General features: G+C 54.9%; 14 protein-coding genes. 11 read left to right on the top strand and 3 right to left on the bottom strand.

The genetic code is table 11. The annotated features are described in order from the left end of the window. Positions 1–342: 342 nt before the first annotated feature. The 4 genes from AACY09_RS21960 (at position 343) to AACY09_RS00385 (ending at position 3,281) form a co-directional block, all read left to right on the top strand. A complete protein-coding gene (locus AACY09_RS21960; protein WP_445323749.1) occupies positions 343–573 on the top strand; it encodes an MASE2 domain-containing protein in 231 nt (76 codons plus the stop codon). 153 nt (positions 574–726) lie between these two features. Then, complete coding sequence (locus AACY09_RS00395; RefSeq protein ID WP_339485421.1) at positions 727–1,926, top strand: NAD(P)/FAD-dependent oxidoreductase; 1,200 nt, start codon at positions 727–729, stop codon at positions 1,924–1,926. A gap of 119 nt (positions 1,927–2,045) precedes the next feature. Then, positions 2,046–2,657: a DUF4823 domain-containing protein gene (locus AACY09_RS00390; protein WP_339485420.1), complete on the top strand. Its 612-nt coding sequence runs from the start codon at positions 2,046–2,048 to the stop codon at positions 2,655–2,657. Between the two features lie 54 nt (positions 2,658–2,711). Continuing rightward, entirely contained in the window at positions 2,712–3,281 is a 570-nt protein-coding gene (locus tag AACY09_RS00385; protein ID WP_339485419.1) for a DUF1285 domain-containing protein, read from the top strand. 180 nt (positions 3,282–3,461) lie between these two features. Here AACY09_RS00385 and AACY09_RS00380 read toward each other — a convergent pair whose 3' ends face one another. Beyond that, on the bottom strand, positions 3,462–5,117 hold the full coding sequence (locus AACY09_RS00380) for an electron transfer flavoprotein-ubiquinone oxidoreductase (RefSeq protein WP_339485418.1): 1,656 nt from the start codon (positions 5,115–5,117) through the stop codon (positions 3,462–3,464). A 321-nt stretch (positions 5,118–5,438) separates the two neighbouring features. Here AACY09_RS00380 and AACY09_RS00375 point away from each other — a divergent pair, with 321 nt between their 5' ends. Next, positions 5,439–6,188, top strand: coding sequence for an electron transfer flavoprotein subunit beta/FixA family protein (locus tag AACY09_RS00375; RefSeq protein WP_339485417.1), 750 nt, complete (start codon positions 5,439–5,441; stop codon positions 6,186–6,188). Further along, complete coding sequence (locus AACY09_RS00370; protein ID WP_339485416.1) at positions 6,189–7,133, top strand: electron transfer flavoprotein subunit alpha/FixB family protein; 945 nt, start codon at positions 6,189–6,191, stop codon at positions 7,131–7,133. Between the two features lie 65 nt (positions 7,134–7,198). Here AACY09_RS00370 and AACY09_RS00365 read toward each other — a convergent pair whose 3' ends face one another. Next, a complete protein-coding gene (locus AACY09_RS00365) occupies positions 7,199–8,149 on the bottom strand; it encodes an alpha/beta fold hydrolase (protein ID WP_339485415.1) in 951 nt (316 codons plus the stop codon). A 100-nt stretch (positions 8,150–8,249) separates the two neighbouring features. On the opposite strand from AACY09_RS00365, the gene AACY09_RS00360 reads away from it, so the two are divergent. Genes AACY09_RS00360 through AACY09_RS00350 form a run of 3 tightly spaced genes read left to right on the top strand, consistent with a single transcriptional unit; the run spans position 8,250 to position 10,252 of the window. Further along, a complete protein-coding gene (locus AACY09_RS00360; RefSeq protein ID WP_339485414.1) occupies positions 8,250–9,080 on the top strand; it encodes a substrate-binding periplasmic protein in 831 nt (276 codons plus the stop codon). Positions 9,081–9,089: 9 nt separating this feature from the next. Continuing rightward, positions 9,090–9,443, top strand: a complete 354-nt coding sequence (locus AACY09_RS00355; RefSeq protein WP_339485413.1) for a DUF4398 domain-containing protein — start codon at positions 9,090–9,092, stop codon at positions 9,441–9,443. Then, positions 9,440–10,252: an OmpA family protein gene (locus AACY09_RS00350; protein WP_339485412.1), complete on the top strand. Its 813-nt coding sequence runs from the start codon at positions 9,440–9,442 to the stop codon at positions 10,250–10,252. Before AACY09_RS00355 ends, AACY09_RS00350 begins: the two co-directional genes overlap by 4 nt. A gap of 136 nt (positions 10,253–10,388) precedes the next feature. On the opposite strand, the gene AACY09_RS00345 is transcribed toward AACY09_RS00350, so the two are convergent. Continuing rightward, complete coding sequence (locus AACY09_RS00345) at positions 10,389–11,633, bottom strand: HD-GYP domain-containing protein (RefSeq protein WP_339487038.1); 1,245 nt, start codon at positions 11,631–11,633, stop codon at positions 10,389–10,391. Between the two features lie 256 nt (positions 11,634–11,889). Between AACY09_RS00345 and AACY09_RS00340 the strand changes: the two genes are divergently transcribed. Together AACY09_RS00340 and AACY09_RS00335 are read left to right on the top strand one after the other, a co-directional pair. Further along, positions 11,890–13,335, top strand: coding sequence for an aminotransferase-like domain-containing protein (locus tag AACY09_RS00340; protein ID WP_339485411.1), 1,446 nt, complete (start codon positions 11,890–11,892; stop codon positions 13,333–13,335). Between the two features lie 73 nt (positions 13,336–13,408). Then, a complete protein-coding gene (locus AACY09_RS00335; protein ID WP_339485409.1) occupies positions 13,409–15,145 on the top strand; it encodes a vWA domain-containing protein in 1,737 nt (578 codons plus the stop codon). Position 15,146: the final 1 nt, after the last annotated feature.

The following is a 15,146-nucleotide window of genomic DNA, read 5'->3' as shown; positions in this document are numbered from 1 at the left end:
CGTCCGTAAGGATGTCGAACCTGTGCTGTGTGAGGTGATATCACGGTGCCCAGGTCCAACGACTCAAGGCGGGCAGGGTATAGATCGAGTTTCGGTGGGTCAACATAGCTGGACAAGTGGTTAACAGAGCGACTTTGTGGCAACTGGGCTGTTACTACAGACTGGGCCGGCACTACATAGTTGGATTCGCGCAACTGGGCAAATGATTGATCAGCACAGCAAATGCTGGCTACCTTTACCCCGCGCCAAGCGCTGTTTCCGGGGTTTTGGCTCATTGCCAAGCACGCTCAATGGGGATTGCAGCACGTAGTTGGCTGACCGTTTTTCCTAGCGACACCTATTGTGATCCACGAAACCATATCGACTAAAGCGGGCTTGTCGTTCGCCAAAGGTACGGTGCTGCCTCCCGCAATCGGGCTTGGCGCCGGATTTTTCGCAGTTGCAAGCGTACTTTGCGGGCGGCAAAGTTCACACTTTCGCTGGGCGTTATTGCTGGGTTACTGCTTTGCCTGGCCCTGGCTGGCGTATGGATTGTCACCCATGACGGCCTTATTCTCTGGCGTACTCTATTGAAGGCGCTGCAGCTCAAGTTGAGTGAAGGAACAAGGCCGAATGCTGTGCGGTTGTTGACCGGCGCCCCTAAGTAATGAGCACTTATTTCAGGCGGCGTTGTCATCTAGGCATAGAGCAGTATTACTTAAAGATTGCCTCCCGAAGGATAACAACATGGACTTACGCTCAGGGCACTGTTTTTGGCCAATTAAGTCAGGTTTGGTCCGCACATATCCGAGCCTGTCGCAAAGCCTTGATTGTGATGTGCTGGTCATTGGTGCAGGCATTACCGGCGCGCTGGTGGCTGATCATCTTGCACAGCAAGGTCTGAAAATCGTGGTGCTGGATCGGCGCGATGTCGGTCGGGGGAGCACCAGCGCCTCTACTGCGATGCTGCAATATGAAATCGATATGCACCTCAGTGAGTTAATCACCCGTATTGGCAAGGCACCCGCCCAGCGGGCCTATCAGCTATGTTCTGACGCCATCGACACATTGGCGGATATCACCCAGCAATTACCCGATTGCGGTTTTTCCCGCCAGACCAGTTTTTACTTTGCCTCATCTGCAGATGACGTTGAGTCCCTGGAGCAGGAGTACCAAGCGCGTAAGGAGGCGGGGTTCGATATTGAGCTTTGGCGGCAGAAAGACATTGAAGCCCGGTTCAATTTCAGCGCGCCGTGCGGGCTGTATTCCAAACAAGGCGCACAGGTTGATCCCTTTTTATTGACCCACGCTTTACTGCAGCGTGCAGCGGATAATGGTGCGCAGATTTTTGATCGCACGCAGGTGGGTAAGATCGAACAGGCAGAGCAGGGTGTGACGGCTTTCACGCAACGGGGCTACCAGGTTCGTGCGCAAAAGGTGGTTTTCGCTTGCGGCTATGAAGCGCAGAGCTTTCTTGAAGAAAAGGTCGTCGACCTCAACAGCACCTTTGCATTTATCACCGAGCCCGTTACGACCTTTGAGGGCTGGCATGAGCAGTGTTTGCTCTGGGAGTCGGCGCGCCCCTACACCTATATGCGCACCACCAGTGACAACCGGATTATTATCGGAGGGGCCGATGAGGCCTTCAAAAACAGCGAATTGCGTGACGCCGTGCTGCCAGTAAAACGCGCGGCGCTGAGTAAAAAACTCGCCGAACTCATGCCGAAGATACCGTTCGAGATCGCCTATGCATGGGCGGGAACCTTCGGCGAGACTAAGGACGGCCTCGCTTATATCGGCGAGACGGCCGAGTTTCCCAATGCATACTTTGCCTTGGGTTATGGGGGCAATGGCATCACCTACAGCGTGGTGGCCGCGCAAATCATTGCCGATCTATATCAGGGTAAGCCTAATGCCGATGCGGAGATATTCCGCTTTGGGCGCTAGCATCCACAGCAGCCTGTCCCTCTGATTGCGGTCGCTGCGCAGTCCAGCTGCATTTTGGCGTGGATTCTGCATTGCCTGCTTATTCGCCGGTTTTCTGTCACCGGTACCGGAGGGATGTAATGCGTAGCCTGTTTCCATTGTTAGCCATGCTGGCACTCCTGCCGCTCAGCGGATGCATGACCGTCAGCGATATGGCGGCGGGTACCGAGTACCAATTGCGCGACGCTGGCGTGCTCGACCACAGCAATACGCAACGAGCCAACTCGCGGCGCCTGCAGGCCGATTCGTTTATTTATATCGCCCAAGGCTACTTCACGCCCCGCGGCGAGGCCAACCCCAAGGCAAATATCGTCGCCGAGGAAGCCTTTAAGGGCTTTATCGAGTACTTCCCTCTGGTTCGTAGGGCGAAGACACCGCTTGGGTTAGAGCAGGCGATGAGCGAGGCACGGGCGGCCGGGGCGCATTATCTGCTATATGGACGCTTCGCCACCGCAGATGACCGCATCGGCACCGGCACCGAGTGGGAAGATCAAGAGGCGTTGGACCGCATTGGTGTGGACAGCGGCGTGATTCAGTTGATGCTGATCGAGACCAACACCCGTTATCTGGTCGATACTGCGCGAATTCGTAGCCGCGGCGGCTTCCTGACGTTTTATGATGAGAAGCCTGAGGACTTGATCGGGCCACCGCTGGAGCAATATGCGCGTAGTCTGATTGGCTTAAGTGATTAATTTCCCAGTGTTGGACCTTCGTGCCGATGCTGACCAGAGCATGGAGGAGAGGGTATGAGTGATCCAGGCAAAGCCAATGACCTGCTTTCGCAGATTCCGAAGAGCGAGAAGAAAGGTCTGCCGCCGGTGCACCTTTGGAATCCGGATTTCTGCGGCGATATCGACATGCGTATCGCCCGCGATGGCACTTGGTTCTATATGGGTACGCCCATTGGACGTAAGCCGATGGTCAAACTGTTCTCAACCATTATCCGCCGCGATGGTGATGACTACGTGCTGGTGACCCCAGTCGAAAAAGTCGGAATTCGCGTCGATGTAGCACCTTTTGTCACCATAACGCTGGCGGTTGAAGGTGACGGTGAGGGCCAGGTTTTGCGCTTCACTAACAATGTTGACGATGAAATTGTTGCCGATGCCGAGCATCCGATTCGTGTCGAGCTCGACCCGCAGACCCAAGAGCCTGCGCCGTTTCTATTGGTGCGCACTAACCTTGAGGCACTGATCCATCGCAATGTGTTTTATCAGCTCGTTGAATTAGCGGTGCCTCGTGAGATTGATGGTCAGAACTGGCTCGGTGTCTGGAGCAGTGGAGAGTTTTTCCGAATAGCCCCGCAACCGGACTGAAGTGTGGCTCGTCTTGGGTATGGCAACGGGAAAATTGTCGCCCACTGTTCGGCAATGTGCCGAATCTCTGCGAGCAAATGGTGGATGAACAAGGCGTAGTCGGCCCGCTGAATCCTTTAGATCGCAGCCATAAAAAATGCCCGCTGATTTAGCAGCGGGCATTTTTCTTAGCGGCTGAAATTACATGTTCGGGTAATTCGGGCCGCCAGCACCTTCAGGCGCCACCCAGGTAATGTTCTGGGCAGGATCTTTGATGTCGCAGGTCTTACAGTGCACGCAGTTCTGCGCGTTGATCTGGAATTTCTTCTCGCCGTCTTCCTTGGTCACGATCTCGTAAACCCCTGCAGGGCAATAGCGCTGCGCCGGTTCATCGTACATCGGCAAGTTCTTCTCCACTGGAATGCTCGCATCGGCCAGTTTCAAGTGGCACGGCTGCTCTTCTTCGTGGTTGGTGCTGGAGAGGAATACCGACGACAGCTTATCGAAGCTCAACTTGCCATCCGGCTTTGGATAGTCGATGCGCTTGGAGTCAGCCGCCAGCTTCATGCAGGCATAATCAGGTTTGGTGTCATGCAAGGTGAACGGAATTTTACCGCCAAAGATATTCTGGTCGATAAAGTTGAACGCACCACCGAGCAGGGCGCCGTATTTGTGCATGGCTGGGCCAAAATTACGGCTGCAGAACAGCTCGTCGTAGAGCCAGCTCGACTTGAAGCCGTCGACGTAACCGGTCAACTCGTCGCCACCTTCCTTGCCGGCGAACAGTGCGTCAGCCACGGCGTCTGCTGCCAACATGCCAGATTTCATGGCGGTGTGGCTGCCCTTGATCTTGGCGAAATTGAGGGTGCCCAAATCGCAACCGATCAGTGCACCGCCGTTGAAGACCATTTTCGGCAGTGAATTAAGACCCCCTTTGGAAATCGCACGCGCGCCGTAGCTGACGCGCTTGCCGCCTTCCAGGTACTGAGCAATCACCGGGTGATGCTTGTAACGCTGGAATTCATCGAATGGCGAGAGGAATGGGTTGCTGTAGGACAGGTCAACGATCAGGCCGACCACCACTTGGTTGTTTTCCAGGTGATAGAGGAACGAGCCACCCATGTTCTCATCGTCCAGCGGCCAGCCGGCGGTGTGAACAACCAGGCCTTGCTCATGTTTGGCAGGGTCGATGTCCCAGATTTCCTTGAGACCGATGCCGTAATGCTGGGCATCTGCTTCGGTGTCGAGGTTGAATTTTTTGATCAGTTGCTTGCCCAGATGGCCACGGCAGCCTTCGGCAAACAGGGTGTACTTGGCGCGCAATTCGATGCCCGGCGTATATACGCCTTCTTTAGGATTGCCTTCGCGGTCAACGCCCAGATCGCCGGTGAGAATACCAGTGACGACGTTATTTTCGTTGATCAGCACTTCTTGTGCGGCGAAGCCCGGGTAAATCTCTACACCAAGGTTTTCAGCCTGCTGGGCCAGCCAGCGGCACAGGTTGCCCAACGAGATAATATAGTTACCTTCGTTGTGCATGGTCTTGGGCACAAACAGGCCAGGGATCTTGGTGGCACTGTTAGCGTTCTTCAACATATAGATGTCGTCACGCTTGACCGGGGTGTTGAGCGGGGCTTCAAGCTCTTTCCAGTTAGGGAACAGCTCGTTCAGCGCGCGCGGCTCGAATACCGCACCGGATAAGATGTGCGCGCCGACTTCAGATCCTTTCTCGACGACACAGACGCTGATCTCTTTACCTGCGTCGGCAGCTTTTTGTTTCAGTCGGCAAGCGGCAGACAGGCCAGCAGGCCCAGCGCCGACGATGACGACGTCGAACTCCATAAATTCGCGTTCCACAGGTTATCTCCTACTCAGGCACTCTTAATATTTTATAATGTTGGCTGGCTCGCGCCCAAAGCCATGCTGGCGCATTATATCTACACACGCCGTTTGGGCCAATACAAACGTTTGTTTGAATTTTCTGTAGGGCATGTAGAATAGTACTACATGAAAGATGACTGGCCAGTTCGGTGTATTGACCACACCGGGCTGTGCAGTCAAGATACGGTCGGTTTTGCGCTCGCCGTCTGGGCTGAAAAGTCGGTTAACCCCGATTGGCAACACTGGCCAGGTCCATCTTGGCGACATTCCTATTCACCAGAGAGTAACGGGGAATCCATGAAGGTTCTTGTAGCTGTCAAACGAGTGGTCGACTACAACGTCAAGGTTCGCGTTAAAGCGGACAACAGCGGCGTTGATCTTGCGAACGTCAAGATGTCGATGAACCCTTTCTGCGAAATCGCTGTTGAAGAAGCGGTCCGCCTGAAAGAAAAAGGCGTGGCGAGCGAAATCGTCGTCGTGACTATTGGCCCGACAACGGCTCAAGAGCAACTGCGCACTGCGCTGGCTCTGGGTGCTGATCGTGCAATCCTGGTTGAATCCAGCGAAGAATTGAGTTCCCTGGCTGTGGCCAAGCTGCTTAAAGCAGTGGTCGACAAAGAGCAGCCGCAGTTGGTCATCCTTGGTAAGCAAGCGATCGACAGCGATAACAATCAGACCGGCCAAATGCTGGGCGCTCTGACCGGTTACGCTCAAGGCACCTTCGCCTCCAAGGTAGAAGTGGCTGGCGACAAAGTTAACGTAACCCGTGAAATCGACGGCGGCCTGCAGACTGTTGCACTGAATCTGCCCGCTATCGTGACCACTGACTTGCGCCTTAACGAGCCGCGCTACGCGTCGCTGCCAAACATCATGAAAGCCAAGAAGAAGCCACTGGAAAACATCACCCCAGACGCACTGGGTGTTTTCACCGCTTCTACCGTCAAGACCGTGAAAGTCGAAGCGCCTGCTACGCGCAGCGCTGGCATCAAGGTGAAGTCGGTGGCTGAATTGGTCGAGAAACTGAAGAACGAAGCGAAGGTAATCTAAATGGCTATCTTAGTTGTTGCAGAACACACCAATGACGCGCTGGCTCCTGCCACGCTGAACACTGTCGCCGCGGCAAAAGCGATCGGTGGCGATATTCACGTACTGGTTGCAGGTTCGGGCTGTGGCGCTGCTGCTGAAGCCGCTGCCAAAGTTGCAGGCGTGGCTAAAGTACTGGTTGCCGATAACGCTGCCTTTGCTCACCAGCTGCCTGAAAACGTTGCTCCGCTGATCGCTACTCTTGTTAAAGAGAGCGGGGGTGCTGGCTACAGCCACATCCTGGCGTGCGCGACCACCAACGGCAAAAACTTCCTGCCACGCGTTGCAGCGCAGCTAGACGTTGATCAGATCTCTGAAATTATCTCGGTCGAAAGCCCGGATACCTTCAAGCGTCCGATCTACGCCGGTAACGCCATCGCGACCGTGCAGTCCTCTGCTGCGATCAAAGTCATCACCGTGCGTTCCACAGGTTTTGACCCGGTTGCTGCTGAAGGCGGCTCTGCTGCCGTTGAAGCCGTATCGGCTGGCGCTGATTCGGGTAAATCTGCATTTGTTGGCGAAGAGCTGGCGAAGTCTGATCGTCCTGAGCTGACCGCTGCTAAAATCGTCATCTCTGGCGGTCGTGGCATGCAGAACGGTGATAACTTCAAGCACCTGTACGCGGTTGCCGACAAGCTGGGCGCTGCTGTAGGTGCTTCGCGCGCTGCCGTTGACGCAGGCTTTGTACCAAACGACATGCAAGTCGGTCAGACCGGTAAAATCGTTGCGCCACAGCTGTACATCGCTGTCGGCATCAGCGGTGCCATCCAGCATTTGGCTGGTATGAAAGACTCGAAGGTTATCGTCGCTATCAACAAGGACGAAGAAGCACCGATCTTCCAGGTTGCAGACTACGGTCTGGTTGCTGACCTGTTCGAAGCCGTGCCTGAGCTCGAAAAACTGGTTTAATCCGGTTTAGCCCGCTCAATAAAAACCCGCTCATCGAGCGGGTTTTTTTATGCCTGTATAAGGCCTCAGGTAGAGGGCTTTGCAGTGGATTGGGCAACTTTGTCGAGAAACGCTTGGTAATGCCCGGCTGTTTCGTCCGGGCGTTCGAGCATAGGTACGTGCCCGCAGTCTTTCATCACCACCACGCTTGGGTGTTTAAGCAGCGGCTGCATCACCTCGATACTTGATACATCAAGCACGCGGTCATGATCACCCCAGAGCACCAGCGTTGGTGCTTCAATCTTGCCCAACTCGGGCTCAAGTGGAATGTAGCGATCACGCAATTGCTGGAATATCTGTTGATTCATGCTGCTATTGGCAATGGCTTGCTCGGCCATGTAATGCTTGAGACGTTCAGGCAGCGCCGGGGCTTGGTAAAACACGAAGTCGATCAATTGATCGAACTCTTGCACCCTGTTGACCACCAGAGGGTTGGGCTTGCCCTGTTCAATGCGCTGGTAGAGCTCGCTTTCGTGTGGGGCATTGATGCCGGCATTGTCCAGCAACGCGGCACTGGCTACTTGCCGCGGATAGCGCGCCGCATAGAGTGCGGCGATGTGCCCGCCCATGGAGTTGCCAATAATGTGCAGCCGCTTGATACCCAATGCCTGGGTGAACGCTGCAATGCGTTCAACTTGAGTGCCAACATCGTAACTGGCGTGGGGTTTACTGCTTTCACCAAAGCCGGGCAGATCAAGCGCGATAACGTGGTAGCGCTGGGTGAAGTGACGGGCAAATTGCAGCCAGTTATTTTTATCGGCGCCAAAGCCATGAACCATGACGATGGTTTCGCCGTCCTGTGGGCCGCCTTCATAGTAATGAATGCTAAGATCGGCGACTTCAACTTGCTTGCTCGAAAGGCCGGCAACGGTTTGGCCGATCAACTGAAGGCTTGCCATCAGCGTGGCCGGGAATACATAAAGCACTGCGCCCGCGGTAGCAATGACCAGGATCAGGGCGAGTAAAATTTTTTTCATTGCATGTCCTTATAACCCGTTATTCTGCGCTGGGGTTAAACTATCACGAAGTTCAATCCGGGCGTTGGCGCAACATCAAAGGTTAATTTGAGAGTTATGAATGCTTGATCGTCACTTGCTAAAATCCTGGGTACTGGCCATCTCATGCATGAGCGCTTGTAGCCTGACTTTTGCCGAAGGTTCCTGTGAGCGGCTAGTCGCAACGGGCAACCCGAATAACCCGCCATTCATGTGGCGTGACCCGCAAAATCCCAAGCAATTGATGGGCGCCCAGGCCGACATGCTGCAAAAGGTCGCCAAGGACCTTGGGCTGCAACTGGATGTGCTGTACAGCCGCTCATGGGAGAAGGCCGAGGATGAGGTGCGCAGTGGGCGCATCGACCTGTTGGCCGGCGCAGAGCTTAAGCCAGCCGCGCTGGATGATATGGATTACATCTACCCGTCGGTATACAGCCATGATTCAGTAGTCTGGGTGCGAAACATCCTTAGCTTCCCCTACATAGAATGGGCTGACCTGCGTGAACGCAAAGGCGCGAAAGCGGCGGACATATTGAGCCCAGCCTTTACCGGCTATGCCAAAGCCAATTTGAACATCGAGCAAGCGGCCAACCTCAGTCAGGCTTTTCAGAAGCTGATGCTGGGTGAAGTGGATTATGTACTGGCCGAACGTGAGTCGGGGTTAGCGCGAGCCACCACCATGGGTTTGCAGGACGATTTGTTGCCGCTGTCGCCGCCGATCGAAGGGCAGCCAATGTATCTAGCCTTGTCGCACAATTCAGCATGCAACGATGCGTGGCTGCGCGGACAGTTGGCGAAAAAAATGACAGAATTGACCGCGTCCGAGTTGCCTGCCTCCTTACTTCAGAAAAATTTGCAGCGTTGGAAACAGCAACAGCCGCAGTTGGAATCTGTCAGCGCGCCTAAATCCTAGGGTATTTCAGTGATTAATCGATTTTTCCCAGCCTCCCTGGCTTTGCTGGTGTTGACCGGCTGTGCCAACGACCCAGTGCCAACCGAACAATTGCGTCTTACCGATCAGGCCATTGAGCAGGCGACTGCCGTCGGCGCAACCGCTGATGATGCCTCGATGCAGTTAGCCTTGAGCAAGCAACAGCTTGCCCAGGCTGCGCTGTTGGATGAGCAGTACAAAGAGGCGCGCGTTCTGGCAGAGCAAGCTGAGCTGGACGCCCGTGAGGCAGAGTCGAGGGTGTTGGCGAGCAAAAGCACTGAGCAATTGGTGGAAATCAATAAGCGTATTAACCGTCTGCGCAAACAATTGGGTTATCAGTTATGAAAAAACTGAGCCCCGTTATTATCAGCGCCGTTCTAGCCTTGGCGCTGAGTGGCTGTGCCAGTTCGCAGCAGACCAGCGATGATGCATTGGAAGTGGCGCGCTCAAGTTTTCAGTCGGTTAAAGAAGACTCGAATGTATTGCGCAGTGCGCCCAAGGATGTGATTCGTGCGGGCGAGTCATTGGCGCGCGCCGATCGGCTATCAAATTACTGGGGCAGCGAAGCGGATGTTGAGCATTATGCTTACCTGAGCCAGCGCTACAGTGCGATCGCCAAGCAGAAAAGCGAGTTGATGCTTAATCAGGAGCGTGAGGCCAAGCTTGAGCTTGAGCGTCAGCGCCTGCAGTTGGCTCTGCGTGAAGCAAAAATGTTGAGCCTGCAGGAGCAGGGCAGCTTGCTGGGCGATCAGATGATCAACTTGGCTACGACTGAGACCGAGCGCGGTTTGATCATCACCCTGGGCGATGTGCTGTTCGATGCAGGTCATGCTGATTTGAAGGCCTCAGCCAATCGCACCGTGCTCAAAGTTGTGCAGTTCCTACAGCTCAATCCACGGCGCATTGTGCGCATTGAAGGCTATACCGACAGCAGCGGTGATGACGCGCAGAACCTGGAGTTGTCACGCGACCGGGCGCAGGCGGTGGCGGATGTCTTGACTGATTTGGGCGTCGAGAGCCGGCGCATCAGTGTCAAAGGCTTGGGCGAAAGCTTCCCGGTTGCGGAGAATGCCTCGGTCAAGGGCCGGGCGCAGAATCGTCGGGTTGAAATCGTTTTCTCTGACGAGCAGGGCAGTCTGGGTGAAAGCCGTTAACGTATCGCCTGATTGCTCATAAGTTGGCTGACGATTTTTTCAGCCACCATTTCCGCGCGCACATTCACAATACCGACCCCACCGCGGTGGGCACGCTACACATTGCCGGGCAAAGCTTATCCCGCTTGGATGGCGCTCAATCAAACAGCGATTTCTTGCTGGTCTGCTGGCCTGACCACAGCTCATCAAGGTGTTTAAAGTTCCACTTGGCAGGGTCTTCGCGGCTGACGATCTTGTCGCGTCCGGCGATCTTGCTCAAGTCGACTATTTCTTGATTGATTGGCACTTTCGAGCGTGCTGAAAAGAATACTTTAACCACCGGGGTCAGCAATGATTTTGTGCTTTGCTCCATGACCAACGCGAGTCTGCCGCTCTCGAGACGCACTAAGGCACCGCAGGGATAGATACCGACGCATTTGACGAAGGCCTGGAATACCTGCGCATCGAAATGGCCGTGCCACTCCGCCATTTTGCGGATCGATTCGGCCGGGTCCCAGCCTTTTTTGTAGGGGCGGTCCGAGGTGATAGCGTCATACACATCACACACCGCACCCATGCGCGCAAACAGGCTGATGTCCTGCTCTGTTGATCCATTGGGATAACCGCTGCCGTCTATCTTTTCATGATGGCTTAGGCAAACATCCAGTACTTGTGCGCTGATCTGCGGGTTATGCAATAGCATTTCATGGCCGGCAGCAGGATGGCTGCGTACGATATTGAATTCTTCTTCGGTCAGGCTGCCTGGCTTGTTCAGAACTGAATCGGCAATTGCCATCTTGCCGATGTCATGCAGCAGGCCACCAATTCCAGCTTCTCTGACGAGTTCCGCCGGAAGCTCAAGCTCTTGGGCCAAGGCGATCATCAGTGCGCTGACCGCGACCGAGTGCATGTAGGTGTACTCATCAGCCGTTTTTAGTCGGGCCAAACTGATCAAGGCACTGGGATGGCGCTGCACTGATTCAGTCATCTCGTCTATGAGTGCCGAAACCTGTTCGACTGCAACCGCTTTGCCCATGCGTGCGTCAGTGAACATCTCAACCACGGCGGCTTTAGATTTGGCGCATACCCTTAAGGCACGGGTGATCTCATCATTAAGATCGACTTTGCCGGCCCGTTTTGAATGCTGCGCACCGCTGAGCAATGCATCGGTTTCCTCGGCGACCTGGGCCTGAGTTTTGCTGTTTTCCACGTCGGCAATATCATCGCCCTTGCTTGCGTCTATCCACAACTCACGCAGGTTGGAGTTACGAATCGCCCGTAAATCTTCAATTCGAGTAAGTAGGAAACGGCCTTTCCAGAAAGGGTGATCCATCCATGAACCACTGAACTCATGGATATACATCCCCATTCGCAACTGGCTGACTTCGATTTTTTTGAGCACGGTAGGTCGATTACTCAAGCGGTTATCAACTGAGTTTAGTGGCGAAATGTCGAGGCCGTGAAGCAAATCAGTGAGCGCCGTAACAATTGTCTGGCCGAGGCGAGGGGATGCACACAATGAGTTGCTGCCATTTGGCGTTTAGCGCTTACCTGCGCTGGCGAAACTCAACTGTATCGTCCACTATAAAATAATCTGTACCGGTGCAGTTTGCAGGGTTCAGGTTACTGTAACGGTTCAGTAAAGCGAGATCGCCAATATGACCAATCTGTTGCTCTACCAACGTATCGCCCAGCAATTAGCTGAGGATATTCGCCGGGGGGTTTATCAGCCCGGAGAGCGCGTGCCATCGGTGCGTAAGATGAGTACTCAGCTCAGTGTCAGTCATGCCACAGTGTTGCAGGCCTATGCCAACCTTGAAGATCAGGGGCTGATCCGGGCGCGTCCGCAGTCCGGTTACTATGTTCACCAAACCCCAGCATTGACGGCGCCCACGCCTGATGTGGCGAGGGTTGAGCGGCCAAGTCTGGTGACCCGCAGTAGCATCATCAATCAGGTGCTGGATGAGTCACGCCGGGAAGGGGTGTTCCCATTGGGCGCCGCTGTGCCACATATTGACTATCTACCGGCGCGGGCCCTGCATCAGCAATTGGCCAAGGTTACCCGTTTTCAGAGTGCGCGGGCCTTCAACTATATGTTCAGCCCCGGCTATGAGCCTTTGCGCCGCCAGGTTGCTATCCGCATGCGTGATGCGGGTGTGGTGGTTGATCCATCGGAAGTGGTGATCACCCACGGCTGTGTGGATGCGCTGCAAATGTCGTTACGCGTATTAACCAAGCCTGGCGACCTGATAGCGACTGAATCACCCACTTATTATGGCCTGCTGCAGTTGGCAGACTTGCTTGGTTTGAAAGTGATCGAGATCCCCAGCGATCCCACCACTGGCATGAGCCTGGAAGCATTGCAGTTGGCCGCCAGCCAGTGGCCAATCAAGGCCATGGTATTGACCCCGCGCCTGAGTAATCCCCTGGGCGGAACGATTCCAGAGGACCGGCAAAAGCAGTTGCTCAGGCTCGCCGAGGACTTCGATATCCAGATTATCGAGGACGATATCTACGGTGAGTTGATGTTCGAGCAAGGGCCGACCAAAGCCTTGAAGTCAAATGACCTCGAAGGGCGTGTGGTGTATTGCTCAAGCTTCTCGAAAACCCTGTCGCCCGGTGTGCGAATCGGCTGGATTATCGCCGGTAAGTATCAGGATGAGATTCAGCGTTTGCAGACCTTTTCGACCCACTCAGCTTGCAGTGTCACGCAGATGACGGTAGCGGCGTATCTGGAAAACGGTGGCTATGACCGGCACTTGCGCTATATCCGTCAGGAGTACCGGAAAAATCTCAGCGCCTTCCAGCTTGCGGTGCAACAGCATTTTCCAGAAGGTACGCAAATGACCCGGCCCAAAGGCGGCTTTATCTTGTGGGTGAGCTTGCCAGCGCGAGTCAACACCAAGGACCTGCACACCCGCGCCTTGCAGCAAGGCATCAGCATTGCCCCAGGCCTGATCTTCAGCAATACCGAACAGTTCAACCATTGCGTGAGGATCAACTGCGGTGTGCCTTGGAACCGTGAAGCTGAACGTGCGGTGATGACCTTGGGAATGCTCGCCACTCAACTGTGCCAAGAGGTGCAGCCCGCGCAAATAAATTAATGGCGGTTAACCCGGCTGATTGAACGGCTGCGTCTACTTGGATGAAAGGAATTTTATTCAAGGAGACGCTGTCATGCGCACCCCCATTCGTTGCCCTGAATCACTGGTCTATGGTTTCACCGGTTCGCTGCTGATCGCCTTAAGCGCTTGCAGTTACGATGCACCTGATCCGGCTAAAGCGACTTTAAAAAGCCCGCAACCGGCAGCCGACGCATTGCAACAAGAGATAGTCGCCCCGGCACTGCGCAAGCAGCTTAGCCGTGAGCCTGTGCAACTGTCTGAGTACGCGGCAAGCCCCGCCAGCCAAGCCTATATCCTGCCGGCTCCAGTCGAATCTCAGGCGGCCCTTTACGCCACTGAGGACCGTGAGCAGTACCAGCATTACCCGCAGAACCCGGTCTTCGCAGTGGCGCAGGCGCCCGTATCGACCTTTAGCATTGATGTCGATACAGGCGGCTATGCCAATGTGCGGCGCTTGCTTAACCAAGGTCAGCTGCCGCAACCGGATGCGGTGCGCCTGGAGGAGATGGTTAATTATTTTCCCTACGCATACCCTCAAGCCAAGAGCGACGCGCCTTTCGCACTGAGCACCGAGGTAGCCCAAACGCCATGGAATGCGCAGAGTTTGCTGTTGCGTGTGGCGATCAAAGCTGAGGATCGCTCGGTTGCAGAGTTGGCACCGGCGAATTTGGTGTTCCTGGTGGATGTGTCTGGCTCGATGGATCGGCGTGAAGGTTTGCCCATGGTGCAGAGCACGCTAAAACTACTGGTGGAGCAACTGCGTCCTCAAGACCGTGTCTCGCTGGTTGCCTATGCTGGCAGTTCATCAGTGGTGTTGGCGCCTACATCCGGAAGCGACAAGTCAACCATTCGTGCCGCTATCGACCAACTTCAGGCCGGCGGCTCGACTGCGGGCGAATCGGGAATTGAGCTGGCCTATCAGCAAGCGCAGAAAGGCTTTGTCAAACAGGGAATCAACCGAATTTTGCTGGCCACCGATGGCGACTTCAATGTGGGGATCAGCGACTTTGATGCACTGAAGCAACTGGCAGCAAGCAAGCGCAAAAGCGGAATATCACTGACAACGCTGGGGTTCGGCACTGGCAACTACAACGAGCGGTTAATGGAGCAGTTGGCCGATGCGGGTGACGGCAATTATGCCTATATCGATAACCTGCGCGAGGCCCGCAAAGTGCTGGTTGATCAACTTGGTTCAACCCTGTCGGTGGTCGCTAAGGATGTAAAAGTCCAGCTGGAGTTCAATCCTGCGCAAGTCAGTGAGTACAGCTTGCTGGGCTATGAAAATCGCGCACTGGCCCGCGAGGATTTCAGCAACGATAAAGTAGATGCGGGTGAGGTTGGCGCAGGCCATAGCGTGACAGCCTTGTATGAAATTGTCCCGGTGGGTAAGCAGGGTTGGCTGGAGCCTTTGCGCTATCAATCAGTAACCGCCAAGCCCGCCGCAGACCAGCCCAGCGACGAATTAGCCTGGATACGTCTGCGCTATAAAGCACCTGAGCAAAACACCAGTCGTCTCCTGGAAGTGCCAATCGCCAAGCCTGCACAAGTGGCCGCCATCGACAAGGCTTCTGAGGATTTGCGCTTTGCCGCAGCCGTTGCCGCCTTCGCCCAGCAGCTGAAAGGTGGCCAATACACACGGCAGTTTTCGCTAAAAGACAGCGCCGAGCTGGCCCGCGGGGCTAAAGGTGATGACCGCTTTGGTTTGCGCGCTGAGTTTATTCAGCTGGTGGAATTAGCGCAGAGCTTGCAAACTTCAACCCATGATCTGGCCACTAATCGAGTTGACTGAG

Source organism: Pseudomonas sp. EL_65y_Pfl2_R95 (assembly GCF_963971045.1).
Lineage (GTDB): Bacteria > Pseudomonadota > Gammaproteobacteria > Pseudomonadales > Pseudomonadaceae > Aquipseudomonas.
This window is presented reverse-complemented; position numbering and strand designations above follow the sequence as displayed.

What these genes read in the sequence shown, in the direction of transcription:
- AACY09_RS00375 (WP_339485417.1), top strand. Translation starts at nt 5,439, where the DNA reads ATGAAGGTTCTTGTAGCTGTCAAACGAGTGGTCGACTACAACGTCAAG.
- AACY09_RS00390 (WP_339485420.1), top strand. Translation starts at nt 2,046, where the DNA reads ATGCGTAGCCTGTTTCCATTGTTAGCCATGCTGGCACTCCTGCCGCTC.
- AACY09_RS00395 (WP_339485421.1), top strand. Translation starts at nt 727, where the DNA reads ATGGACTTACGCTCAGGGCACTGTTTTTGGCCAATTAAGTCAGGTTTG.
- AACY09_RS00365 (WP_339485415.1), bottom strand. Translation starts at nt 8,149, where the DNA reads ATGAAAAAAATTTTACTCGCCCTGATCCTGGTCATTGCTACCGCGGGC.
- AACY09_RS00340 (WP_339485411.1), top strand. Translation starts at nt 11,890, where the DNA reads ATGACCAATCTGTTGCTCTACCAACGTATCGCCCAGCAATTAGCTGAG.
- AACY09_RS00360 (WP_339485414.1), top strand. Translation starts at nt 8,250, where the DNA reads ATGCTTGATCGTCACTTGCTAAAATCCTGGGTACTGGCCATCTCATGC.
- AACY09_RS00385 (WP_339485419.1), top strand. Translation starts at nt 2,712, where the DNA reads ATGAGTGATCCAGGCAAAGCCAATGACCTGCTTTCGCAGATTCCGAAG.
- AACY09_RS00350 (WP_339485412.1), top strand. Translation starts at nt 9,440, where the DNA reads ATGAAAAAACTGAGCCCCGTTATTATCAGCGCCGTTCTAGCCTTGGCG.
- AACY09_RS00370 (WP_339485416.1), top strand. Translation starts at nt 6,189, where the DNA reads ATGGCTATCTTAGTTGTTGCAGAACACACCAATGACGCGCTGGCTCCT.
- AACY09_RS00335 (WP_339485409.1), top strand. Translation starts at nt 13,409, where the DNA reads ATGCGCACCCCCATTCGTTGCCCTGAATCACTGGTCTATGGTTTCACC.